A 23,613-nucleotide genomic window follows, 5' to 3' on the forward strand; every position below is an offset into this window, starting at 1 on the left:
CAAGCACAGGCCCCTGTCATGACCAGCCATTTCGATGATCGCGAAACGCGTGCGCCCGAAATCCGCGAACAGCAGACGTTTGAGGGCCTGAGGACACTGTTGAGCCGCAGCCTCAAGCGGCTTCCCGCACTCGATGCCTGGCTCGGTCATCCGGATCCCGCAAGTCTTGTCGACCGGCCTGCCCTGGCCGCACTTCCGGTCCTGCGCAAGCCGGATCTGATGCAGATGCAGGAGGCCAATCCGCCGTTCGGTGGCCTCGCCGATCCAGATGCGCTCAAGGGCAACCGCGTCTTCATGTCACCTGGCCCGGTCTGGGAACCGCAGGGCCTTGGCGCCGACCCCTGGTCCGCGGCGCGCGCGCTGTTCGCCGCGGGGTTTCGTTCCGGTGATCTGGTCCACAACAGCCTTGCCTATCACATGACCCCTGGCGGCTTCATTCTCGACGAGGGCGCACGCGCTCTGGGCTGCCTGGTGTTTCCCGCCGGCGTTGGCAACACCGAAGCCCAGGTCGACGCGGCCAGGAGACTGAAACCCTCGGGCTTCACCGGAACGCCGGATTACCTCAAGACCATCCTCGAAAAAGCCGACGAGCTGGGCAGCGATCTCTCGTCTATCAAGCGTGCACTGGTCTCGGGCGGGGCGCTGTTTCCCTCCTTGCGTCAGTATTATGCAGATCGTGGCGTATCGGTGCTTCAGAGCTACGCCACCGCCGATCTTGGTGTGATTGCCTACGAGAGTGCCAATGCCGATGGCGCGCCGCATCCGGGCATGATCGTCAACGAGAACATGATCGTCGAAATCGTCCGTCCCGGCACCGGCGATCCGGTGCCCGAGGGCGAGGTCGGCGAACTCGTGGTGACCACCCTCAATCCCGGCTACCCACTGATCCGTTTCGGCACCGGCGATCTGTCGGCGATCCTGCCTGGCCTGTCGCCTTGCGGCCGGACGGCTCCCCGCATCCAGGGCTGGATGGGCCGCGCCGACCAGCGCACCAAGATCAAGGGCATGTTCGTCGATCCCAAGCAGGTGGCCGAAATCCTCAAGGCGCATCCCGAGATTGGCCGGGCGCGTCTGGTCGTCAGCCGCTCCAATGATGCCGATGTGATGACCCTCAGGGTTGAGCCGGCAGCCGGCGCCGCTCCCGTGGCCAGCGACATCGAGGCGACATTGACGGCCATCGCCAAACTCCGCGGAACGGTGGAAATCGTCGCCCCTTCAAGCCTGCCCAATGACGGCAAGGTGATTGCCGACGAGCGCGATTACACGGCTTGAATCCAGCCAAAATATCGCCCCGGCGATATCCGGCACTTGAAGTTCCCTGCCGTTAGTGAAACCATCCCGCCAAGCCTGCCGTGAGCGTCCGCAAGGGCTGGCTCTGGCACGCTGTGAGCAGCGAAACAGGGAGCTATTCCATGAACAAAATCATCAAGCGTGCTTTGTTGACCGTATCGGTCCTCGGAGTGACGTCAGGCGCGGCCTTCGCCGACTATACCTTGACGATCATGCACATCAATGACTGGCACAGCCGTATCGAATCCAACAACAAGTACGAATCCACCTGCTCGGCAGAAGACGAGACCGAAGGCAAGTGCTTCGGTGGCGCCGCGCGCCTGGTGACGGCTATCGCCGATCGCCGCAAGGCGCTTGAGGGCGAGAATGTCCTGCTGCTCAACGGCGGCGACAACTTCCAGGGCTCGTTGTTCTACACCACCTACAAGGGTGCGGTCGAAGCCGAATTCCTCAACCAGATGAAATTCGATGCCATGACTGTCGGCAACCATGAATTTGACGACGGCGAAGAGGCACTGGTTCCATTCCTCGACGTGATCGCGTTCCCGGTTCTGTCCGCCAACGTTGCGGCCAGCGCATCGTCGAAGGTCGGCGACCGTATCAAGCCGTCGATCGTGCTCGAAGTCGGTGGCGAGAAGATCGGTATTGTCGGTGCCGTCACCAACGACACTCCGGAGATTGCCTCTCCCGGCCCCAACATCCTGATTGCCGATGACATCAACACAATCACTGCCGAAGTCGAAAAGCTTCAGGCCCAGGGCATCAACAAGATCATTGCGCTGACCCATGTCGGCTACCCGCGCGACAAGGAAATGATCGCGAAGATCCCGGGCGTCGATGTCGTCGTCGGTGGCCATTCGCACTCGCTTCTGTCCAACACCGACGAAAAGGCCGAAGGGCCCTATCCGACGATGATCGACAACCCCGAGGGCTACAAGGTGCCGGTGACGCAGGCAGCGTCCTACTCGAAATATCTTGGCGAATTCTCGGTCACCTTCGATGACAATGGCGTGGTGAAGGAAGCCAAGGGCGATCCGATCCTGCTCGACAGCTCGATTGTACCCGATGAGGGAGTTCTGGCGCGCATCAAGGAACTCGGCGCGCCGATCGAAGAGCTCAAGACAAAGCTCGTTTCCGCATCCACCTCGGATATCGACGGCAGCCGCGACACCTGCCGTGCCGGCGAATGCTCGATGGGCAATCTCGTTGCCGACGCCATGCTCGACCGGGTCGGCGATCAGGGTGTAACCATTGCCATCCAGAATGGCGGCGGTCTCCGCGCCTCGATCGATTCAGGCGAAATCACCATGGGCGAAGTGCTCAATGTGCTGCCGTTCCAGAACACGTTGGCGACCTTTGAACTCAAGGGGTCCGATGTTGTCGCCGCTCTCGAAAATGGCGTCAGCCAGATCGAAGAAGGCGCTGGCCGCTTCGCACAGGTCGCAGGACTTCGCTACACCTTTGACAAGACCGCCGAGCCAGGCTCCCGCATCGTTTCGGTCGACGTCAAGAAGGGCGACGGCTTCGAGCCGATGGACCCGGCAGCCACCTACATGGTTGCAACCAACAACTACATGCGTGGTGGCGGCGACGGCTACTCGATCTTCAAGTCGGGCGGCATGAATGCCTATGACTACGGTCCGGGCCTTGAACAGGTGGTCGCGGACTATCTTGCCAAGAACAATCCCTACACGCCGTACACCGATGGGCGTGTGATGGCGGCTGCGGAAAAGCCGATGGAAGCCGCCGCTCCGGCCGCTGAAGCCGCACCTGCAGCCGAAGCAGTGCAGGTGCCCGAGCCGCTGCCCGGATTCAAGGATCTGACCACGTCAGCACCGATGATTTCCGGGGAAGCTGCACCGGCTGAAGGCGCAGCGATGACCAAGGAAGAGCCCGCCGCAGATGCGGCGATGTCAGGCAAGGAGCACGTTGTGGCTTCCGGCGACAACCTGTGGGACCTCGCCAAGACCTATTACGGCGATGCCACAATGTGGACCAGGATTGCGGAAGCCAATCCATCGGCGGATCCGAAAAATCTTGTAATCGGCGAAAAGCTCTCGATCCCCGCCAAGTGATTTTGCAGTCAGCATGAAGAGAGGGCCCGGTTTTCCGGGCCCTTTTGTTTTGCGGATTTTGTAAAAAAGCCGCATCCCCTGAAGATTGATTTGTCGTTTGATGTGTCTATGTTCCCGCTCAACGGCTGATCGGCTGCCGTAGCGGCCGGCGCCAAAGCGCCTTGTCCGCCCGGTGCCGGTCGGGCAAGACCGAAAAACACTCGAATGGAATGCGACCTTGAACAGCCCCATGATCCTGACTGAAGAACAGAGCCGCGCTGTGGGCGAGTTGCCCCCCCAGCATCCGCCGGTGAAAATCCAGAAAGTCGGAGTGCTGATCGTCAATCTCGGAACCCCGGACGGTACCGATTACAAATCCATGCGGCGCTATCTCAAGGAGTTCCTCACCGACAGGCGGGTGATCGAGTGGTCGCGTTTCCTCTGGTACCCGATCCTGTTCGGCATCGTTCTCAACACCCGTCCGGGACGCGTCGGCAAGGCCTATGAGGAGATCTGGAACAAGGATCTCGATGAGAGCTATCTGCGAACCTACACCCGCAACCAGTCGGACAGGCTCGGCGAGATGCTCGCCTCCCACCCTTCCGTGATGGTCGACTGGGCCATGCGCTACGGCCAGCCATCCATTTCCGACAAGCTCAATGCCCTCAAGGACGCCGGCTGCGACCGGATCGTGCTGTTTCCGCTCTACCCGCAATATGCCGCCGCCACCACGGCGACGGTCAACGACAAGGCCTTCGAGGCGTTGATGAAGATGCGCTGGCAGCCGGCGCTCAGGACCGTCCCGCCCTATCACGACGATCCGGCCTATATCGAGGCGATCGCCCAATCGATCGAAACCCATGTCGCCGGTCTCGATTGGGATCCGGAGATCCTGCTGATGTCGTTCCACGGCATTCCGCAATCCTATTTCCTCAAGGGCGACCCCTATCATTGCCAGTGCCTGAAGACAGCGCGCCTGGTGCGTGAGCGGCTGGGCTGGCCCAAGGAAAAGCTGATGCCGACGTTCCAGTCGCGCTTCGGTCCGGAAGAGTGGCTGCAGCCATACACCGACAAGACTGTTGAAAAACTGGCGAAGGAGGGCGTAAAGCGCATCGCCGTGATCAATCCGGGCTTCGTCTCCGATTGTCTTGAAACGCTTGAGGAGATCGCCGGTGAAGCCGGCGAGATCTTCCACGAGAACGGCGGCGAACACTTTACCCACATCCCCTGCCTCAACGACAGCGACGGCGGAATGAAGGTGCTCGAAGCCGTTGTCCGCCGCGAACTCCAGGGCTGGATCTGAAGTCAGCCCCGCGCTCCATCGAGGCCGTGCCGGGCAATCCGGAGGCCAAGATAATGCCCAAGGAAGATTGCAAGCGCTGGCCAGACCCACTACCTGTTTAGGAAGGCGGCGCTGGCCCGCACATCAATTCCGGGCAGAGGAGATCTTCGGGCATGTTGGGACTGGATATCACGGTCATTGTCGTCGTTGTCATTGCGATCCTGGTTCTGTTCTCCGGGGTCAAGACGGTGCCGCAGGGCTACGCCTACACGGTTGAACGGTTTGGACGCTACACCCGCACGCTGACGCCGGGCCTGAACATCATCGTCCCGTTCATCGACCGCATCGGCCGCAAGATAAACATCATGGAGCAGGTGCTCGACATTCCCACCCAGGAAGTCATCACCCGCGACAACGCCTCCGTCTCCGCGGACGCGGTCTCGTTTTACCAGGTGCTCAACGCCGCGGAGGCCGCCTATCAGGTCTCCGATCTTGAACAGGCGCTGCTCAACCTGACCATGACCAACATCCGCTCGGTGATGGGATCAATGGATCTTGACGAGCTGTTGTCCAACCGCGATGCCATCAACGACCGTCTGCTGCGCGTGGTCGACCAAGCGGCCGCTCCCTGGGGCATCAAGATCACCCGTGTCGAGATCAAGGACATTGCTCCCCCCGTCGACCTGGTCGAAGCCATGGGCCGGCAGATGAAGGCCGAGCGCGAGAAGCGCGCCGACGTTCTGGAAGCCGAAGGCTCGCGCAACGCCCAGATCCTGCGTGCCGAAGGCGCCAAGCAATCCGCGATTCTCGAGGCGGAAGGCCGCCGCGACGCCGCCTTCCGCGACGCAGAGGCCCGCGAACGCCTTGCCGAGGCCGAAGCCAAGGCCACCCAGATGATGTCGACGGCAATCGCTGAAGGCGACATCACCGCGATCAACTATTTCGTTGCGCAGAAATACACCGAGGCGCTGGGCCAGATTGCCTCGGCACCGAACCAGAAGGTCATCCTGATGCCGCTGGAAGCCTCGTCGCTGATCGGTTCGCTGGGTGGCATCGGCGCGATCGCGCAGGAAGTGTTCGGCAGGGATGGCGGCAATGCAGCCGCCCCGGGCCCGAGACGCGCCCCCGCCCAACCGCCGCGCCAGCCACGCGCAACGACGCCGGGCTATCCCACCGGCCCGCAGGGAGAGCAGGACACATGATCGCCGGCCTGGTCGCCGAACTCGGTCCGTGGAGCTGGTGGATCGTGGGCCTGGTGTTTCTCGGTCTAGAGATCCTGATCCCCGGCGTTTTCCTGCTCTGGATCGGGCTTGCCGCGATTGTCGTCGGCGCAGTATCGCTCGGCTTCTGGAACGCGGAATTCTGGGGCTGGCAGTTGCAGCTCATGATTTTCGCCGTGCTGGCCATTGCCTTCGCCCTGGTCGGCCGGCGGATATCCGGATCGAGCACGGAAAGCGATCAACCCATGCTCAACCGTCGCGTCGAAGGCCTGGTGGGCCGGACGGCCACGCTGGAAGAACCGATCTCCGAGGGCAAGGGGCGCATCAGGCTCGATGACACCACCTGGATCGTGCAGGGCCCTGACATGCCGGCAGGCGCGCGCGTGCGCATCACCACGGCGCAGGCCGGCGGCCTGACGGTGGAGCGGGCCTGATTTCAGGCCACGCCGATCCTGAGCAGATCATGGAAATGCACGATGCCGATCGGTGACAGGTTCTGGTCGGTCACCATCAGCGCGCCGATCGAATTCTTGTTCAGAATGGCCATCGCGGTACTGGCCAGCGCCGTTGGCGCGATGGTCTTGGGCTGGCTCGTCATGATCGCATCGATCGGCTGATCCACCAGGTTGCGGCCGAGATTACGGGCCACATCGCCATCGGTGACGATCCCGATCAGGCGTCCGTCCGGCCCGGTCACCCCCACGCAGCCGAATTTCCTTTGCGACAGCGTCATGATCGCCTCGGGCGCCGGTGTCCCCGAGGGCACAAGCGGAACCGCATCGCCGGTGTGCATGACGTCCGCGACATGCGCAAGAGTTGCGCCGAGTTTCCCGCCCGGATGGAACGTGTGGAAATCGCCGGCGGTAAAACCCTTGGCTTCCAGCAACGCCACCGCAAGCGCATCGCCCAGCACAAGCTGCATCAATGTCGAGGTGGTTGGCGCCAGCCCATGCGGGCAGGCCTCCTGTTCGCGCGGCATCAGCAGCACGATGTCCGCCTCCCGCCCGAGCGCGGAATCGGCGCCGGCCGTAAACGCCACCAGCGGAATCCCGAAACGCCTTGAGTAGGCAAGGATTCCCTTCAACTCGGCGCTCTCGCCGGACCAGGACAACACGATGATCGCATCATCCTTCGCGATCATTCCAAGATCGCCGTGATTTGCTTCTGCCGGGTGAACGAAATGCGACGGTGTTCCGGTCGACGCCAGTGTGGCGGCAATCTTGGCCCCGATGTGCCCGCTCTTGCCGACGCCAGTGACGATGACCCGACCCGTGATGCTCCCGAGGGTTTCGACCGCGCGGGTAAACGGCTCCGACAGCCCGTTTTCGAGCGCTGCCGCGAGCGCCTCAAGGCCGGCTTTCTCGGTCTGGATCGTACGTCCGGCCGAGGCCAGCATGTCGATGCGCGGATAGTCTGGCAGGATATTCTTCATCAGGCCCGAATACCCCTTCGCCTCGCCTGTGTCCATCAACCACGTTGCCGATCCGCAATGCAGAGGATCGAAACCTTGCGTTAACCACAAGTGTTTACGCTTTGACAAGATTTGGATGAGTCCGGAACCGGAGACGCATGCGCGACCGCATCAACACGGAACAGAGACGAATGGCGGTCCGTCGGGATGGCCTTCGCCTCACCGTATCCGCACTTTGCCTGATGACGGCGATTCCTGCGGCCCTTGCGCAAAGCGCAACGGGGTCGAATTCCGACGCCGGCCGGTTTGAACTCCGCGGCACTTCTGACGGGACTTCGTCGACCGCGTCCACCGCCGCCTCGACACTCTATGGCGCCCTGCCCGCTCCGCGCCCCGGCGGCGCCACAATGGCGACGACCGACGGTTTTGGCGCAACGGCTCCCGCCGGACCGTTGGACACAGCAGCAAACCCGGTTCAGCCCGCAGCGGAAGATCTCACCGGATCGATCGGCTCTCCGTCGAACCTGAGCCAGGCCGACCAGGATTACGCCGCGAGCCTTGCGCGCCAGAACGCCCGCGTGGGAACCGTTGACGGCCTGCCGCTGGATCCCCTGGAACAAGAGGCCGGAGTTCCCGGTTTCTCGTTCGGTTCCCTGACGCTGCGCCCGACGCTGGATCAGCGGGTCGTCCATGAGTCGGTTCGCTACGGCCCGACCAGAACGAGCCGGACCTACAGCCAGACCACCTTGTCCGGCACGCTCGAGTCCGACTGGTCGCGGCACCAACTCAATGTCGACGGCTCCGGCACCTGGCAGAAGAACCTCTCGGGCACCGGAACCGAAACACCCAGCGCCAACGTCAATGCACGGCTGAACCTCGACCTCATCAACGACATCACCGGCGTTCTCGGAGCGGGTTACAGCTATTCCCGCGAAAGCCGTACCGATCCGAATGCGATCTCAGGCGCCACCAGCCAGGCGGGTGTTCACGAATTGCGTGCCAGCATCGGCCTTGAGAAGAATTTGGGCCTGTTGCGTGGCTCAACCACGCTCGAGGTCACCCGCAAGCTTTATGGCGATGCCACCCTCGCCGATGGAACCACCGTCCTATTGGACGATCGTGACACGCTGGGCGCAGAGCTTACCGCCCGGATCGGTTACGAGGTATCGCCCGCGCTGGTGCCCTTTGTCGAGGGAACCGTCGGCCGCGAGAAATACGACCAGCGGATCGATTCAACGGGAGCGGCACGGTCTTCGAAAACATTCGGCGCGCGGGCCGGAGCCGAAGTCAATTTCGGTGAAAAGCTCTCGGGAGAGTTCGCCGCCGGATACGTGCTGCGAAACCTTGACGACGCCAACCTGGCCGACATTTCGGGACTGACCCTAGACGGCGATGTCACTTGGTCACCCTTGCGGGGAACCAACGTTAATCTCGGCCTTGCAACCACGCTCGAATCGGCCACCACGGCAGGCCAATCCGGCGCCGTGGTCTATGAACTCGACGCGACCCTGTCACAGCAGATCCGCAGCAACCTGGTGGCCAGGCTCGGCGCCACCGCAGGTTACCGGGATTACGATTCGGGCAGCGGACGCAGCAATCAACGCAGTTACGGCGCCTCTGCGGGCCTGACCTGGAGCATCAACCGCTATCTCGACCTGGAAGCCGATGCGAGCTACGAACGGACCAAGGAACCCGGCGGCACCGACGAAGATACCGCACGTGTCGGACTGGGCCTCAAGTTGCGCAGATAGGCGACGGCATATGATGGCCGCCGCCGGCCGAAACTCCGAGGCCCGATTCTGATCAGGCCTTCGAGATCATCTTTTTCAAGTCTTCCGCCACCAGCGACTTGATATCCGCCCGCTCAAGCGCGAAGGCGACGTTGGCCAGGATGAACCCGGCCTTGGAGCCGCAATCGAAGGTCTCACCGCCAAACTCGTAGGCCGAGAACGGCTGTTGATCGGCCAGCTTCAGCATCGCGTCTGTCACCTGGATCTCGTTGCCAGCGCCGCGCTCCTGTTTCGACAGGATATCGAAAATCTCCGGCTGCAGGATATAACGGCCATTGATGAAGTAGTTTGACGGAGCTGTCCCCGGTGCCGGCTTTTCGACCATTTGGGTGATGCGAAAGCCGCCGTCGAGGTCCTCGCCCTTGCCGACGATGCCGTACTTGTGAGCCTCATCGGGGTCGCATTCGGCCACCGCGACGATGTTGCCGCCCACCTTGTTGTAAAGCTCAACCATGCCGGTCAGGCATCCCACCTTGTCGCGCATCACCATGTCGGGAAGCAGCAGCGCGAAGGGTTCGTCGCCAATGATGTCACGGGCGCACCAGACGGCATGGCCGAGCCCGAGAGGGGCCTGCTGGCGTGTGAAACTCGTCGCCCCGGCCTTTGGCAGCATGTCTTCCAGGGCTTTCAGTTCGGCGCTCTTGCCGCGCTCGCGCAGCGTGTCGTCAAGTTCGACCTGAATGTCGAAATGATCTTCGATGACCGCCTTGTTGCGGCCCGTGACAAATACGAAATGCTCGATCCCGGCAGCCATTGCCTCTTCGACGACATACTGAACCACCGGCTTGTCGACGACCGTCAGCATCTCCTTCGGCACGGCCTTGGTTGCCGGAAGAAAGCGGGTGCCCAGACCTGCAACCGGCAGGACAGCTTTCCGGACCTTGCGTATTTTCGTCATGTATTTTCCTCATTTCTCATAAATGATCTTCCCGGTGCATCCCGGCGCATTCCGGGCAGTACGCACCATTTGTTAGGAAGTGGCAAACGCGGACACTGGGACAGCGAATATGGTAAACGGTTTGTTGACGGCTCCAGACTATGATTGTCGAGCAGTCACACGCAACAGCTCTAGACAACAGGATGCTTGGAACATGATCCGAACACCCAGCAAATTTGTTCGCGCCGCCGGTTTTTGCCTCTTTGCCGGCGTTTTTACCCCGCTGACGGCACAAGCCGATGCAGGTTTTCAAAAATGGGTCTCAGGCTTTTACAGCACCGCGGCGAAAGCCGGTATTTCCCGCTCGACCTACGAGACAGCATTTAGGGGCGTGACCGCCCCAGATCCAGTGGTGCTCGAAAAAGCGCGCTTTCAGCCCGAATTCACCACCAAGGTCTGGGACTACCTCGATTCCCGAGTCAATCCCTACACCATTGCCAAGGGACGCGAGATGGCCGCCCAGCACGCCAGAACACTGACCGCCATCGAGCGCCATTTTGGCGTCGATGCGTCGGTTCTGCTGGCCATCTGGTCGATGGAATCAAATTACGGCGAGATCCTGACCAAGACGGATCGCCTGCACTATGTTCCGCAGGCCCTTGCCACCCTAGCCTATGCCGACCGGAAACGCGCCAAGTTCGCCCGCCAGCAACTCGTGGCGGCGCTGAAGATCCTTCAGGCAGGCGACATTTCGACGCGCGAGATGACCGGCTCATGGGCCGGCGCCATGGGCCACACCCAGTTCATCCCGACGAGCTATCTCGCCTTTGCAATCGACGCCGATGGCAACGGGCATCGCGACATCTGGAATTCGATCCCGGATGCCCTGGCGACCGCCGCAAACCTTCTCAAGAAGAATGGCTGGCGAACCGGTGAGACCTGGGGTTACGAAGCCGTCCTCCCGAGGGGGGGCGCCAAGTATGACGGCCAGACGAAGACCTTGTCGGAATGGGCAGCCCTCGGCTTCACCCGGCCCGGCGGAAAGGGCTTTCCGGTCGGCAGCCGCCGCGCCGAGCTCAAGATGCCTGGCGGCGCCAACGGTCCGGCCTTCCTGATGACCAAGAATTTCTTCGTCATCAAGCGCTACAACAATTCCGATTCCTACGCCCTTGGCGTCGGTGTGCTGGCCGATGAAATTGCCGGCTATGGCGGTGTCGACCAGCGCTGGCCACGGCCGGACGGTGCCCTTGACGTCAAGGAGAAGTTCGAGTTGCAGACCAGGCTCAAGAGCCTCGGTTACTACGACGGCGAGATCGACGGCAATTTCGGCTCGGGCTCAAAGGCCGCCATCGCCGCCTTCCAGTCGCGCGCCGGCTTGACCGGCGAGGCAATTCCATCGCAGAAGATACTGGATGCGATCCGGCGCAAGTGATGGTCCGTTCGGGCCGGAATGCATCCGGCCATAGGCTGAACAGGAGACGACTTCCGCGTGTCAAACCGCCTACCATTGCTGCGCTGTATTGTCTTCTTGCTGGTCACGGCGCTGGCTGGGCCGATCGTCCTGCAACCCGCCCAGGCGCAGGAACGCGTTGAACGAAAATCCTTTCTGCAGCTGTTGTTTGGCGGAGGCGGGTCCACCAAGAAGCAGGAGCGACAACCGGCGCGGACCAGCAGGGTCGCCAGAACCGCCCCAAGAGTTGCCCCGCCGCCGGAACCGGTTGTCGAGAAACTGGAAAATGCCCGCAAGATCCTTGTTGTGGGAGACTTTCTCGCCAATCGAACAGCGGATGGATTGAGCGAAGCATTTGCGGAAGCCCCCGGCGTTGTCATTATCGACCGCGCCAATGGGTCATCCGGTCTTGTTCGCGACGATTATTACGATTGGCCTGGTGAAGCCCGTCAGATCGTCGAGGAGGTACAGCCCTCGATTATCGTGGTGCAACTTGGCTCCAACGACCGGCAGCAGCTTGTGGTGGATGGTGAGCGTGAACCTGTCCGCTCGGTCAAATGGCTTGCCGAGTACGAACGCCGCGCCCAGTTGCTGATCGACGCCTTGCAGCAGAGGAAGGTGCCGCTGCTTTGGATCGGCATGCCGGCTTTCAAGTCTACGTCCATGACCACCGACATGGTGGCCTTCAACGGTGTCTTCCGCACCCAGGTCGAGAAGGCCGGCGGCGAATTCATCGACATATGGGACGGGTTCGTCGACGAAGATGGCAAGTTCATCTTCACCGGATCCGACATCAACGGACAACAGGTGCGGCTTCGCGGCTCGGATGGCATCAACATGACCAAGGCCGGCAGCCGCAAGATCGCTTTCTATGCCGAGAAATCGATCAGGAGACTGCTCGGTGACGCCGCTTCGACAGGTATCTCCACGCTCGACTCCTCCAACTTTCCGGAAATATTCATGCCGCCCGCCCCTGGCGAAAACGCCGCAGCCTTCATGCGGACGATGCCCGTTGCCATGACCGATCCGGCCCTTGACGGGGGCTCGGCACTTTTGGGCGAAATGCCATCCACGGCCGGCCTTGTCCGCTCACCGCGCGACCAGCTGGTACTCGATGGCGTCTTGCCCGAAGCGCCCGAGGGGCGCGTCGATAATTTCGCCTGGCCACGAGAAGAACAGTAGATTTGCGGCAGTCAGTCTATGCCAGCGCCGCGCCCGGTCACGTTCCCCGGGCACGGCAGGACTTGAGGACCGGCGCTCAGCGCGGCAGGTCCGTTGCCCCCATCAGGCTCATATCGATTTCCCTTGCCGCCTGGCGGCCCTCACGGATTGCCCAGACAACCAGGCTCTGGCCGCGGCGCACGTCTCCGGCAGCCCAGAGCTTGTCCACCGACGTGCGGTAATCGGTCTCGTTTGCCGCGACGTTGGTTGATCCACGCCGGTCAACATCGATCGACAGCCGATCACCAAGATCGCTGACGACACCCGTGTCGAGAACACCGCGGAACCCGATCGCCACGAACACAAGATCGGCCTTGATGACGAACTCGGTGCCGGCAATCGGTTTGCGCTTCTCATCGACGTGACAGCACTTGACGCCGGCCAGAATGCCGTTTTCACCAACCAGTTCGAGCGTGCCGACCTGGAACTCGCGAACCGCGCCTTCCGCCTGCGAGGATGACGTGCGCATCTTCGTCGCCCAGTAGGGCCAGACGGCGAGCTTGTCTTCCTTCTCGGGCGGCTGCGGACGGATGTCGAGCTGCGTGACCTTGACGGCTCCCTGGCGGAATGCGGTGCCAACGCAGTCGGAAGCCGTGTCACCGCCGCCAATGACCACGACATGCTTGCCTCCGGCCAGCACCGGGTCCGAGGGCCAGCCGACATTGTCGATGCTTTCGCGGGCGACGCGCTTGTTCTGCTGAACCAGGTACGGCATCGCATCATGCACGCCGATCAGGTCCGCGCCGGGAATACCGACATCGCGCGGCTTTTCCGAACCGCCGCAGTAAAGCACGGCATCATATTCGGCGAGCAGGTCTTCCGTCGTCTTGTCGACTCCGACATTGACGTTGCAGAAGAAGGTGACACCTTCGCCTTCCATCTGCTCGACGCGGCGGTCGATAAAGTGTTTCTCCATCTTGAAGTCCGGAATGCCGTAGCGCAGTAGCCCGCCGGGCCGGCTTTCGCGCTCGTAGACATGGACGTCGTGCCCGACGCGGCCAAGCTGCTGGGCCGCTGCCATGCCGGCAGGGCCGGAACCGATGATCGCGACCTTCTTGCCGGTCTTCGTGGTCACCGGCTGCGGCACGATGAAGCCCATTTCATAGGCCTTGTCGGCGATCGCCTGCTCGACGGTCTTGATCGTGACCGGCGCATCCTCGAGATTGAGCGTGCAGGCTTCCTCGCACGGTGCCGGGCAGATGCGGCCGGTGAATTCGGGGAAGTTGTTGGTCGAATGCAGGTTGCGGATCGCCTCTTCCCAGTTGTTGTTGTAGACCAGATCGTTCCAGTCGGGGATCTGGTTGTGCACCGGACACCCGGTCGGACCGTGGCAATACGGAATGCCGCAATCCATGCAGCGTGCCGCCTGCTTCTGCACTTCCTGGTCGCTCATCCGGATGGTGAACTCACGGAAATGCCGGATGCGGTCGGACGCCGGCTGATACTTTGCCGTCTGCCTGTCGATTTCGAGAAAACCCGTTACCTTACCCATAGTCTACTCCCTCAACGGATCACGACCGCGGTTCCCGATGCCGATACCATCAGCATCGAACCACTGGATCCGGTTGAAATATTTTCATAGTCCAGGTCGATGCCGATAACGGCATTCGCACCCAACTTTCGCGCCTCGTCCTGCATCTCCGAAAGCGCGATTTCGCGCGCTTCGCGCAATGCTTTTTCGTAAGCGCCCGATCGGCCGCCGACTATGTCTCGAATGCCTGCGAAGATATCGCGGAAGATGTTTGTTCCGAGGATAGCCTCGCCGGTGACGATGCCCCTGTATTCGGTGATCTCCCGGCCCTCGATCGTGTTGGTTGTCGATGTGATCATGGATCTCATTCCGCCGCCACGCCCATCCGCATCCGTTCCATTTCCACAAGTGCGCGGCGGTATTCGACCGGCATGACCTTGCGGAACTTCGGACGGAAATCGGCCCAGTTGTCGAGGATCTCCTTGGCGCGGGACGAACCGGTGTAATGCATGTGGTTGGAGATCAGCTGGAACAGCCGCTCCTCGTCATGCCGGGTCATGTCACCGCTGACATCGACCCGTCCCTTGTGCGCCAGGTCGCCACCATGGTGATGCAGCTTCTCGAGGATATCGTCCTCCTCGGGAACCGGTTCCAGCTCCACCATCGCCATGTTGCAGCGGCTGGCGAAATCACCGGCCTCGTCCAGCACGTAGGCCACGCCGCCCGACATGCCGGCCGCGAAGTTGCGGCCGGTCTCGCCGATAACAACGACAAGGCCGCCGGTCATGTATTCGCAGCCATGGTCGCCGACGCCCTCGACCACCGCGATGGCGCCCGAGTTGCGCACGGCGAAGCGCTCGCCTGCGACGCCGCGGAAATAGCACTCACCCTCGATCGCGCCGTAAAGCACGGTGTTGCCGACAATGATCGACTTCTCCGCCACGATCGGCGAATTTTCCGGCGGACGGACGATGATGCAACCACCCGACAGGCCCTTGCCGACATAATCGTTGGCGTCTCCCGAGAGATCGAACGTAACCCCATGGGCCAGGAAGGCGCCGAAGGACTGCCCGGCTGTTCCGGTCATCTTGACCGTGATCGTGTCTTCCGGCAGGCCCTTGTGGCCGTACCGCTTGGCGACTTCGCCCGACAGCATAGCGCCGGCCGAGCGGTCGACATTCTTGATCTCGACGTCGAACTCGACCTTCTCCTTGTTCTCGAGCGCCGGCATTGCCTTCTCGATCAGTGTCCTGTCGAGAACATCGGCGATCGGGTGGTTCTGCCGCTCGGTCCAGTAGGTCTTTTCCTTGGGCGCATCGGGCTTGTGGAAGATCCGGCTGAAATCCAGTCCCTTGGCCTTCCAGTGCTCGATCATGCCGTCCTTGGCGAGCAGTTCCGACTGGCCGATGATCTCGTCGAGATTGCGGTAGCCCATCGCGGCCAGCCACTCACGCACTTCCTCTGCGATGAAGAAGAAGTAGTTGACGACATGCTCGGGCGTTCCCTTGAAGCGCTTGCGCAGCACCGGATCCTGGGTGGCGACGCCAACAGGGCAGGTGTTGAGGTGGCACTTGCGCATCATGATGCAGCCGGCGGCGATCAGCGGCGCGGTGGAGAAGCCGAACTCGTCGGCCCCGAGCAGCGCACCGACAATGACGTCACGCCCGGTCTTGAGCCCGCCATCGACCTGCAGCGCGATACGTGACCGCAAGCCGTTGAGCACCAGCGTCTGATGGGTTTCGGCCAGGCCGATTTCCCAGGGACTTCCGGCATGCTTGAGCGAGGTCAGCGGCGATGCACCGGTGCCGCCGTCATAACCCGAGATGGTGATGTGATCGGCGCGCGCCTTGGCCACGCCGGCCGCAACCGTACCGACACCCACTTCCGACACCAGCTTGACCGAGATGTCGGCCTCCGGGTTGACGTTCTTCAGGTCGAAGATCAGCTGCGCCAGATCCTCGATCGAGTAGATGTCATGGTGCGGCGGCGGCGAAATCAGGCCGACGCCCGGCGTGGAGTGCCGGGTCTTGGCGATCGTCGCGTCGACCTTGTGGCCGGGCAACTGCCCGCCCTCGCCGGGCTTGGCGCCCTGGGCGACCTTGATCTGAATCATGTCGGCGTTGACCAGGTATTCGGTGGTCACACCAAACCGGCCCGAGGCCACCTGCTTGATCGCCGAGCGTTCCGGGTTGCGGCCACCGCCATAGAGCGGCAGGTAGCGATCCGGCTCCTCGCCGCCCTCGCCGGTGTTCGACTTCCCGCCGATCTGGTTCATCGCGATCGCCAGCGTGGTATGCGCTTCCCGGCTGATCGATCCGAACGACATGGCGCCGGTCGAAAACCGCTTGACGATTTCAGCCGCGGGCTCGACTTCATCCAGCGGCACCGGCTTGCGTCCGGCGGCTTCCGCGGTGCGAATGTCGAACAGGCCGCGGATGGCGTTCATCCGGAGTGTCGAGCGATTGACCATGTCGGCGAATTCCCGGTAGCGGTCCTTCGCATTGCCGCGAACGGCATGCTGCAGCGTGGCCACCGCATCCGGCGTCCAGGCGTGTTCCTCGCCCCGCATCCGGTAGGCATATTCGCCGCCCACTTCCAGGGAGGTGGCGAGAACCGGATCATTGGAGAACGCCAGGCGATGCCGCTCGGCAGTCTCGGATGCGACCTCGTTCAGACCGGCGCCTTCGATCGTCGTCGCCGTGCCGGTGAAATAGGTGTCCACAAAGGCGCTCGACAACCCGATAGCGTCGAAGATCTGGGCCCCGCAATAGGACTGATAGGTCGAAATCCCCATCTTCGACATCACCTTGAGGATGCCCTTGCCGATCGCCTTGATGTAGCGCGAGACAACCTCGTACTGGTCGACTTCCGGCGGAAACTCGCCGCGCTTGTGCATGTCGAGCAGCGTGTCGAACGCCAGGTACGGATTGATCGCCTCGGCGCCATAGCCCGCCAGGCAGGCAAAATGGTGCACCTCACGCGGCTCGCCGGATTCGACCACGAGGCCGACCGATGTGCGCAGGCCCTTGCGGATCAGGTGATGATGCACGGCCGCCGTCGCCAGCAGCGCCGGAATGGCAATCCGGTCGGGCCCGATCTGGCGATCCGACAGGATAATGATGTTGTAACCGCCGGTCACGGCTTCCTCGGCCCGGTCGCATAGCCGGTCCAGTGCCGCCTTCATGCCATCCGAGCCCTTTTCGCTCGCATAGGTGAAGTCCAGCGTCTTGGTGTCGAACCGGTCCTCGGTGTGGCCGATCGAGCGGATCTTTTCGAGATCGCCATTGGTAAGAATCGGCTGACGCACTTCAAGCCGCTTCTTCTTTGCCGCCCCCTTGTGATCGAGAAGGTTCGGGCGCGGTCCGATGAAGGACACCAGGCTCATCACCAGCTCTTCCCGGATCGGATCGATCGGCGGGTTGGTCACCTGCGCGAAATTCTGCTTGAAATAGGTGTAGAGCAGCTTCGACTTCTGCGACATCGCGGAAATCGGCGTGTCGGTTCCCATCGAGCCGATGGCTTCCTGCCCGGTCGTCGCCATCGGCGACATCAGGATCTTGGTGTCTTCCTGCGTGTAGCCGAAAGCCTGCTGTCGATCGAGCAGGGACACATCCTTGCGAAGCGCGCGCGGTTCGACCGGCTTGAGATCTTCCAGGATCAACTGGGTGCGTTCCAGCCATTCCCGGTAGGGATGCTTTGCCGCCAGTCCCGACTTGACCTCCTCGTCGGAGATGATCCGGCCTTCTTCCATGTCGATCAGCAGCATCTTGCCGGGCTGCAGCCGCCACTTGGACACGATCGAGGCTTCGTCCACCGGCAGCACGCCGGCTTCGGACGCCATGATCACCCGGTCGTCATTGGTGACGATGTAGCGTGCCGGCCTCAGCCCGTTGCGGTCGAGCGTCGCGCCGATCTGCTGGCCATCGGTAAAGGCGACTGCCGCCGGACCGTCCCATGGCTCCATCAAGGCCGCGTGATATTCATAGAACGCCTTGCGTTCGGCACTCATCAGAGCGTTGCCGGCCCAGGCTTCCGGGATCAGCATCATCACCGCATGCGCCATCGAGTAGCCGCCACGGATCAGGAATTCGAGCGCATTGTCGAAACAGGCCGTATCCGACTGCCCTTCATAGGAGATCGGCCACAGCTTGGAGATGTCGTCTCCGAACAGCGGCGAGGAAACCGAAGCCTGGCGCGCCGCCATCCAGTTGACGTTGCCGCGCAGCGTGTTGATTTCGCCGTTGTGCGCCACCATCCGGTACGGGTGGGCAAGCCGCCAGGACGGGAACGTGTTGGTCGAAAACCGCTGGTGGACCAATGCGACCGCGGATTCAAAGCGCGGATCGCTCAGGTCCTTGTAATAGGCGCCGACCTGATAGGCCAGGAACATGCCCTTGTAGACGATGGTCTGCGTCGACAGCGAAACGAAATAGAAGTCCTTGTCGCCGTTTTCGGCCTCGTCGTGGACGCGGTTCGAAATCACCTTCCTGAGCACGAAGAGCTGGCGCTTGAAGGCGTTGTGATCCTCGACACCTTCGCCACGGCCTATGAAGACCTGCACATGGCGGGGTTCGGTCGCGGCGATCTCGGGTGCCTTTGACAGGGACGAATTGTCCACCGGCACATCGCGGAAACCCAGCAGCGTCTGGCCTTCGGCGGCGACAATCTCTGCAATGATGCCCTTGAGATGCGCGCACTCGGCCTCATCCTGGGGCATGAAGATGAACCCCACGGCATAATCGCCCGCCGCAGGCAAAGTCACGCCCTGCACAGCCATTTCCTCGCGGAAGAAGCGGTCCGGAATCTGAACCAGAAGCCCGGCCCCGTCGCCCATCAGCGGATCGGCGCCAACCGCGCCGCGGTGTGTCAGGTTCTCGAGCATGAACAGGCCATCACGCACGATCTGATGCGATTTCTGGCCTTTCATATGGGCGACAAAACCGACGCCACAGGCATCATGTTCGTTGCGCGGATCATAAAGACCCTGTTTGGGCGGCAATCCGAAGGTACGCGCGGTGGCCGCCTTGGTTTCGGCACGAGCCTCACAAGCGGTAGCGTTCGTCAGAGATGGTGAAAGGTCTGCCATCTTCATTCCTCCTTCATGGCCGCCGTGGCGGTTGATCCCGGTCCAACGCTCGCCCCCGCCGGGTGCGGCGACGCTTCATGTTCCGGATACATCTGTCGTCTGGCCTTGCGCGCCTATCAAGCTTCACCCGGTGTGCGCGGGCGCGCGGCTTGGTTTTGTATCATGAAGGGGCAGAACGGTCACCTTGAACAGGTGGATCGCGAATTGGCGGATACCGCCAACAGCCCCTTGCATCTGCCATGGCCAATGCCAGCCGGCCAGGACAGACACAAATAGGACAGCAAGGCTGTCCTATTTCGATTGTTCTATGACAGAATGCAGCCCATTGCGCAAGATACCGAACTCAAAAAACCTCGCTCAGACGACCGGAAATGATCAACCTGACCAGATCGGCGCAATATTATTACGTATACTGACGTCCGTGCGGCGTTTTGCTGCCGCACCCAAGGAATCAACGGCAACCGGGACCCGCTCCAGCCAGTCCGGCGTGACGCGTTCGAATGCATCATCCACCGTCTCGAGCCCTTTGAAAGCCATCAAAATCATGCGATAGCCGGTCATACTCAAGCTATCGGAGACCGACGCTCATGATCTTCACTTCGGACAACTGGGCGGGCGCTCACCCGGCAATCGCGGCTTCGCTCTCGGCCCATTCGGCAGGTTTCGCCCCAGCCTATGGAACCAGTGATCTCGATCGCAAGGTTGAGCAGACCTTCAACCAGATCTTCGGACAGGAAGTCGCGGTCTTCTTCGTCGGCACCGGCACTGCAGCCAATTCACTGGCGCTGTCGGCGGTCAACCGGCCGGGCGGCGTCTCCTTCTGCCATCGCGAGGCCCATGTCATTGCCGATGAGTGCGGAGCGCCGGAATTCTTCAGTCACGGCTCGCGGCTTGTGCCGGTGGACGGGCCGGAAGGCAAGATGAACCCGGCAGCCCTGGAAGCCGAAATCGCCCGGTTCCCGGAAGGCTTTGTCCACGCCGGCCAACCGATGGCCATCACCCTGACCCAGGCCACCGAGGCCGGCACGGTTTACACGCCTGACGAGATCCGCGCGATCGCCGCGATCGCCAGAGCCCACGGCCTGCCGTTGCACATGGATGGCGCCCGCTTCGCCAATGCGCTGGTCGCACTCGATCTCACTCCCGCCCAGATGACCGCAGACCTCGGCGTCGATATCGTCTCGTTTGGCGGCACCAAGAACGGCTGCTGGTGCGCCGAAGCTCTGGTCTTTCTCAATCCCGACATGGCCAGGCAGGCTCCCTTCATCCGCAAGCGTGCGGCCCACCTGTTTTCCAAGAGCCGGTTCATCGCTGCCCAGTTCGATGCCTATTTCGAAAACGGCCTCTGGCTCGAGACCGCCCGCCACGCCAATGCCATGTCCGCCCGGCTGCAAGCCGGGATCACCAGTTCGGGCAATGCACATCTGGGCTGGCAGAGCCCGGCAAACGAAACCTTTCCGATTGTCTCGAAGGCGCTTGCCAAGGAACTCGCTGCAAAGGGCGCCATGTTCTATGAATGGTCGGCGCCGCGCTCAGCCGCTCATCTGGTCGGTCCCGATGAAACCATGCTCCGGCTGGTGACGAGTTTCGCCACCACACAGGATCACGTCGACCGGTTTATCGAGCTCGTCGGCTAAATCCCGCCCCCGAAAAAGGCCGCTCGGAAAGTACAAACGCATCACGAAAAGCTCACGCCCAAGTGATGCTGGATAACGTGCGCTTGATTTCCAAGTGATGCGACAATTCGTCATGGTTCTCCTGCCGGACAACAACAGTCCGGAAACAGATCAAAACATCCAAGGAGAACACAATGTCGCAGAAGACACTTATCGGTGCATCGGCTCTGGCTGGCGCAGTCGCCATGGCTATTTCGGGCGCAACCTTCCTCGCATCGACCCAGGGCGCAGCAGCTGCCACCGAAAAATGCTATGGCGTGGCCATGGCCGGCAAGAACGATTGTGCAGCCGGTCCCGGCACCACCTGCGCCGGCACGTCCAAGGTCGACTACCAGGGCAACGCCTGGAAGAACGTCGACGCAGGCACCTGCGCCACGATGAGCCTCGAAGGCGGCCGCATGGGTTCGCTCGAGCCGCTTGATCGCGACCTGCCGGCCTGATCCGAAAACACCCGGAAAACGGAGTCACGAGATGACGCAGTCCGCCCCCAAATCGCCGATTGTCGAGACATCCCGTTTCCCGACCGGCCCGCTCCCGCCACGTGCGGGGGCGGGTCTGAAGACCGAACATGTCGATGCCATTCTGGCCGATGAGCACAGAATAGGATTTCTTGAGGTTCACGCCGAAAACTACATGGGCGGCGGCGGCCCCGCCCATCGTGCGCTTGCCGCCATTCGCCGCGAATTTCCGCTCTCCGTCCACGGTGTCGGACTTTCAATCGGCTCCGAGAGCGGAATCGACCCTGCGCATCTCGAACGCCTTGCCGGCGTCGTCGAGCGCTACGAACCGGCCATGGTGTCCGAGCACCTGGCCTGGTCGAGCCATGATGCAGGCTATTTCAATGACCTTCTGCCGGTTCCCTACAATGCGCAAACGCTCGACCGGGTTGTCGCGCATATCAGCCAGATCCAGGACCGGCTCAAGCGTCCGATCCTGCTGGAAAACCCCTCCACCTATGTGGCCTTCGAACAGTCGACCATGAGCGAGACCGATTTCATCCGCGACATCGCGCGGAAATCCGGCTGCGGTCTGCTGCTCGACGTCAACAATGTCTTCGTCTCGGCCACCAATCACGGCTGGAAACCGATGCACTATCTGCGTGATTTCCCGCTGGAACTGGTGGAGGAAATCCATCTCGCCGGTCACGCGGAAGATGTCGATGATGAAGGCGATCTCCTCCTCATTGACGCCCATGACCGCCCGGTGGCCGATACGGTCTGGAAACTCTTCGAGATTGTCATCAGCCAGGCCGGCGCCCTGCCGACACTGATCGAATGGGACAATGACGTGCCGGAATGGCCGGTGCTGCGCAGGGAAGCGCTGCTCGCCGACGCCATTCTCGACCGGCTTGGGCCGGCATCGCTGCTTGGGTCCCGTCATGCCGCGGAGTGAAACAGAGATCGGCGCCGGGCAGCACGATTTTGGCGCGGCCCTGCTCAATCCCGAGCTGCCTTTGCCTGAAGGCATTGTCGGTCCGCACGGCAAGAACGCCCTCAAGCGCTTTGCCGTCTACCGCAACAACGTGACGGTGAGCCTGATCGACGCCCTTTCCGGCATATTCCCGGCCATCCAGCGACTTGTCGGGGAGCGCTTCTTCCGCGACTTGGCGCGGCTGTACATCGCCAAGGAGCCGCCGCGTTCTCCGGTGATCTTTGAATATGGCGGCGGTTTTGCAGCTTTTCTCGAACGCTTCGAGCCGTTGGCCAGATATCCTTACCTGCCGGATGTGGCGCGCCTGGAACGGGCATGGCTTGATGCGTTTCACGCAACCGACGCCGATCCGCTGCACCCCGGCAGCCTTGGCGCCATCCCGCCCGAACACCTCGCCGGCACGACCTTCATCGCCCACCCGGCAGCGCGCATCGTCAAGAGCGGGTTTGCCGCTGTCTCGATCTTCTCGGCAAGCCGTGAAGACCGGACGCTCGAGGGAATAAGGCCGGACGAACCCGAAGACGGGCTGATAACCCGTCCATCCGATGCAGTCCAAATCCGCCGATTGCCGGCCGGTGCCGCGGAGTTCTTCACGGCATTGATCGCAGGCGCATCCCTCGGGGAAGCGGCAGGCAAAACCATCGCCCGGCATCCCGGGTTCGACCTGCCATCAGCCATTTCAGCAATGCTTGAAGCCGGCGTGTTTTCCGGCTGTTCGTTTGGCGCGACAAGTTCGGAGGAAACAGCATGACATCGACCATTGATCTCCTAACCAGCCTGCATCGACGTGTTTTCGGCAGTCTCGAACGGCTCGGAGACAGCTGGCTGCTTGGCCTCATCGCCCGGTTCGCCTTCGCCGCCGTGTTGTGGGGCTATTTCCTCAATTCGGCCAAGACCAAGGTTGGCGACGGTCTGCTGGGCTTCTTCTCGATCTCGCCCGGCGCCTATTACCAGATCGCCCTCCCGGCAGTGGAAGCAGCCGGAGGCGATGTCGATGCGGTGTCGTTCTTGCCGTGGGGCCTGATTGTCTTCATGGGCACCTATGCCGAGTTCATCCTGCCGCTTCTCATCGTCATCGGCCTGTTCTCGCGCCTTGCCGCCCTCGGCATGATCGGTTTCATTGCCGTCCAGACATTCGTGGACATCACCGTGCACCAGATTGGCGCCGAGAGCATCGGCGCCTGGTTCGACAGGTTTCCCGACAGCATCGTCGCAGATCAGCGCCTGTTGTGGATCGTGCCGCTCTCCGTCATCATCCTCAAGGGCCCGGGATTATTGTCCGTTGACGCATGGCTAACCCGGTCCCGGATCGGAAAACCGCAGTTCGCGGCGGCATGAAATCCGGATCGCCGGC

19 protein-coding genes are annotated in these 23,613 nt (G+C 61.8%); 13 read left to right on the forward strand and 6 right to left on the reverse strand.

Features of this window, described 5'->3' with window-relative positions; all coding sequences use genetic code 11:
• The first annotated feature begins 18 nt into the window (after positions 1–18).
• The 5 genes from O4H62_RS16300 to O4H62_RS16320 all read left to right on the forward strand — a co-directional run bounded on the left by O4H62_RS16300 (position 19) and on the right by O4H62_RS16320 (position 6,280).
• Complete coding sequence (locus O4H62_RS16300; RefSeq protein ID WP_269389399.1) at positions 19–1,272, forward strand: phenylacetate--CoA ligase family protein; 1,254 nt, start codon at positions 19–21, stop codon at positions 1,270–1,272.
• A gap of 140 nt (positions 1,273–1,412) precedes the next feature.
• Positions 1,413–3,365, forward strand: coding sequence for a 5'-nucleotidase C-terminal domain-containing protein (locus O4H62_RS16305; protein WP_269389401.1), 1,953 nt, complete (start codon positions 1,413–1,415; stop codon positions 3,363–3,365).
• A gap of 229 nt (positions 3,366–3,594) precedes the next feature.
• Positions 3,595–4,647, forward strand: coding sequence for a ferrochelatase (hemH, locus tag O4H62_RS16310; protein WP_269389403.1), 1,053 nt, complete (start codon positions 3,595–3,597; stop codon positions 4,645–4,647).
• A 152-nt stretch (positions 4,648–4,799) separates the two neighbouring features.
• A complete protein-coding gene (locus O4H62_RS16315) occupies positions 4,800–5,828 on the forward strand; it encodes an SPFH domain-containing protein (RefSeq protein ID WP_269389405.1) in 1,029 nt (342 codons plus the stop codon).
• Positions 5,825–6,280 carry an NfeD family protein gene (locus O4H62_RS16320; protein ID WP_269389407.1) on the forward strand — a complete coding sequence of 152 codons (456 nt, stop codon included), beginning with the start codon at positions 5,825–5,827 and terminating at the stop codon, positions 6,278–6,280. Before O4H62_RS16315 ends, O4H62_RS16320 begins: the two co-directional genes overlap by 4 nt.
• A 2-nt stretch (positions 6,281–6,282) precedes the next feature.
• On the opposite strand, the gene O4H62_RS16325 is transcribed toward O4H62_RS16320, so the two are convergent.
• Entirely contained in the window at positions 6,283–7,278 is a 996-nt protein-coding gene (locus O4H62_RS16325) for a KpsF/GutQ family sugar-phosphate isomerase (protein WP_269389498.1), read from the reverse strand.
• A 170-nt stretch (positions 7,279–7,448) separates the two neighbouring features.
• Between O4H62_RS16325 and O4H62_RS16330 the strand changes: the two genes are divergently transcribed.
• Positions 7,449–9,008: an outer membrane beta-barrel protein gene (locus O4H62_RS16330; protein ID WP_269389409.1), complete on the forward strand. Its 1,560-nt coding sequence runs from the start codon at positions 7,449–7,451 to the stop codon at positions 9,006–9,008.
• 52 nt (positions 9,009–9,060) lie between these two features.
• Here O4H62_RS16330 and galU read toward each other — a convergent pair whose 3' ends face one another.
• Entirely contained in the window at positions 9,061–9,945 is an 885-nt protein-coding gene (galU, locus tag O4H62_RS16335) for a UTP--glucose-1-phosphate uridylyltransferase GalU (protein WP_269389410.1), read from the reverse strand.
• Positions 9,946–10,138: 193 nt separating this feature from the next.
• Between galU and O4H62_RS16340 the strand changes: the two genes are divergently transcribed.
• Positions 10,139–11,356: a lytic murein transglycosylase gene (locus tag O4H62_RS16340; RefSeq protein ID WP_269389412.1), complete on the forward strand. Its 1,218-nt coding sequence runs from the start codon at positions 10,139–10,141 to the stop codon at positions 11,354–11,356.
• A gap of 57 nt (positions 11,357–11,413) precedes the next feature.
• Positions 11,414–12,556, forward strand: coding sequence for an SGNH/GDSL hydrolase family protein (locus tag O4H62_RS16345; RefSeq protein ID WP_269389414.1), 1,143 nt, complete (start codon positions 11,414–11,416; stop codon positions 12,554–12,556).
• Positions 12,557–12,632: 76 nt separating this feature from the next.
• Here the strand turns inward: O4H62_RS16345 and O4H62_RS16350 are convergent, their stop codons facing one another.
• The 4 genes from O4H62_RS16350 to O4H62_RS16365 all read right to left on the reverse strand — a co-directional run bounded on the left by O4H62_RS16350 (position 12,633) and on the right by O4H62_RS16365 (position 19,713).
• Positions 12,633–14,087, reverse strand: coding sequence for a glutamate synthase subunit beta (locus tag O4H62_RS16350; RefSeq protein WP_269389416.1), 1,455 nt, complete (start codon positions 14,085–14,087; stop codon positions 12,633–12,635).
• Between the two features lie 11 nt (positions 14,088–14,098).
• The gene (locus O4H62_RS16355) at positions 14,099–14,425 is read right to left on the reverse strand and encodes a heavy metal-binding domain-containing protein (protein ID WP_269389418.1); all 327 of its coding nucleotides are present in this window, start codon (positions 14,423–14,425) and stop codon (positions 14,099–14,101) included.
• Between the two features lie 5 nt (positions 14,426–14,430).
• Entirely contained in the window at positions 14,431–19,152 is a 4,722-nt protein-coding gene (gltB, locus tag O4H62_RS16360; protein WP_269389420.1) for a glutamate synthase large subunit, read from the reverse strand.
• A gap of 375 nt (positions 19,153–19,527) precedes the next feature.
• The gene (locus tag O4H62_RS16365) at positions 19,528–19,713 is read right to left on the reverse strand and encodes a hypothetical protein (RefSeq protein ID WP_269389422.1); all 186 of its coding nucleotides are present in this window, start codon (positions 19,711–19,713) and stop codon (positions 19,528–19,530) included.
• A 26-nt stretch (positions 19,714–19,739) separates the two neighbouring features.
• Between O4H62_RS16365 and O4H62_RS16370 the strand changes: the two genes are divergently transcribed.
• From O4H62_RS16370 to O4H62_RS16390, 5 genes are all read left to right on the forward strand, one after another.
• Entirely contained in the window at positions 19,740–20,789 is a 1,050-nt protein-coding gene (locus tag O4H62_RS16370) for a threonine aldolase family protein (RefSeq protein WP_269389424.1), read from the forward strand.
• A 173-nt stretch (positions 20,790–20,962) separates the two neighbouring features.
• Positions 20,963–21,268: a BufA1 family periplasmic bufferin-type metallophore gene (locus O4H62_RS16375; protein ID WP_269389426.1), complete on the forward strand. Its 306-nt coding sequence runs from the start codon at positions 20,963–20,965 to the stop codon at positions 21,266–21,268.
• Between the two features lie 31 nt (positions 21,269–21,299).
• Positions 21,300–22,220 carry an MNIO family bufferin maturase gene (gene bufB / locus O4H62_RS16380; protein WP_269389428.1) on the forward strand — a complete coding sequence of 307 codons (921 nt, stop codon included), beginning with the start codon at positions 21,300–21,302 and terminating at the stop codon, positions 22,218–22,220.
• On the forward strand, positions 22,207–23,010 hold the full coding sequence (locus tag O4H62_RS16385; RefSeq protein ID WP_269389429.1) for a DNA-binding domain-containing protein: 804 nt from the start codon (positions 22,207–22,209) through the stop codon (positions 23,008–23,010). Before bufB ends, O4H62_RS16385 begins: the two co-directional genes overlap by 14 nt.
• The gene (locus O4H62_RS16390; RefSeq protein WP_269389430.1) at positions 23,007–23,597 is read left to right on the forward strand and encodes a DoxX family protein; all 591 of its coding nucleotides are present in this window, start codon (positions 23,007–23,009) and stop codon (positions 23,595–23,597) included. Before O4H62_RS16385 ends, O4H62_RS16390 begins: the two co-directional genes overlap by 4 nt.
• Positions 23,598–23,613 lie beyond the last annotated feature (16 nt).

Source organism: Parahoeflea alexandrii (assembly GCF_027214025.1).
Classification (GTDB): Bacteria; Pseudomonadota; Alphaproteobacteria; order Rhizobiales; family Rhizobiaceae; genus Hoeflea; species Hoeflea alexandrii_A.

What these genes read in the sequence shown, in the direction of transcription:
- O4H62_RS16350 (WP_269389416.1), bottom strand. Translation starts at nt 14,087, where the DNA reads ATGGGTAAGGTAACGGGTTTTCTCGAAATCGACAGGCAGACGGCAAAG.
- O4H62_RS16330 (WP_269389409.1), top strand. Translation starts at nt 7,449, where the DNA reads ATGGCGGTCCGTCGGGATGGCCTTCGCCTCACCGTATCCGCACTTTGC.
- O4H62_RS16390 (WP_269389430.1), top strand. Translation starts at nt 23,007, where the DNA reads ATGACATCGACCATTGATCTCCTAACCAGCCTGCATCGACGTGTTTTC.
- hemH (WP_269389403.1), top strand. Translation starts at nt 3,595, where the DNA reads ATGATCCTGACTGAAGAACAGAGCCGCGCTGTGGGCGAGTTGCCCCCC.
- O4H62_RS16375 (WP_269389426.1), top strand. Translation starts at nt 20,963, where the DNA reads ATGTCGCAGAAGACACTTATCGGTGCATCGGCTCTGGCTGGCGCAGTC.
- galU (WP_269389410.1), bottom strand. Translation starts at nt 9,945, where the DNA reads ATGACGAAAATACGCAAGGTCCGGAAAGCTGTCCTGCCGGTTGCAGGT.
- O4H62_RS16370 (WP_269389424.1), top strand. Translation starts at nt 19,740, where the DNA reads ATGATCTTCACTTCGGACAACTGGGCGGGCGCTCACCCGGCAATCGCG.
- O4H62_RS16305 (WP_269389401.1), top strand. Translation starts at nt 1,413, where the DNA reads ATGAACAAAATCATCAAGCGTGCTTTGTTGACCGTATCGGTCCTCGGA.
- O4H62_RS16325 (WP_269389498.1), bottom strand. Translation starts at nt 7,278, where the DNA reads ATGAAGAATATCCTGCCAGACTATCCGCGCATCGACATGCTGGCCTCG.
- O4H62_RS16385 (WP_269389429.1), top strand. Translation starts at nt 22,207, where the DNA reads ATGCCGCGGAGTGAAACAGAGATCGGCGCCGGGCAGCACGATTTTGGC.
- O4H62_RS16340 (WP_269389412.1), top strand. Translation starts at nt 10,139, where the DNA reads ATGATCCGAACACCCAGCAAATTTGTTCGCGCCGCCGGTTTTTGCCTC.
- O4H62_RS16355 (WP_269389418.1), bottom strand. Translation starts at nt 14,425, where the DNA reads ATGATCACATCGACAACCAACACGATCGAGGGCCGGGAGATCACCGAA.
- O4H62_RS16320 (WP_269389407.1), top strand. Translation starts at nt 5,825, where the DNA reads ATGATCGCCGGCCTGGTCGCCGAACTCGGTCCGTGGAGCTGGTGGATC.
- O4H62_RS16300 (WP_269389399.1), top strand. Translation starts at nt 19, where the DNA reads ATGACCAGCCATTTCGATGATCGCGAAACGCGTGCGCCCGAAATCCGC.
- gltB (WP_269389420.1), bottom strand. Translation starts at nt 19,152, where the DNA reads ATGGCAGACCTTTCACCATCTCTGACGAACGCTACCGCTTGTGAGGCT.
- O4H62_RS16315 (WP_269389405.1), top strand. Translation starts at nt 4,800, where the DNA reads ATGTTGGGACTGGATATCACGGTCATTGTCGTCGTTGTCATTGCGATC.
- O4H62_RS16365 (WP_269389422.1), bottom strand. Translation starts at nt 19,713, where the DNA reads ATGACCGGCTATCGCATGATTTTGATGGCTTTCAAAGGGCTCGAGACG.
- bufB (WP_269389428.1), top strand. Translation starts at nt 21,300, where the DNA reads ATGACGCAGTCCGCCCCCAAATCGCCGATTGTCGAGACATCCCGTTTC.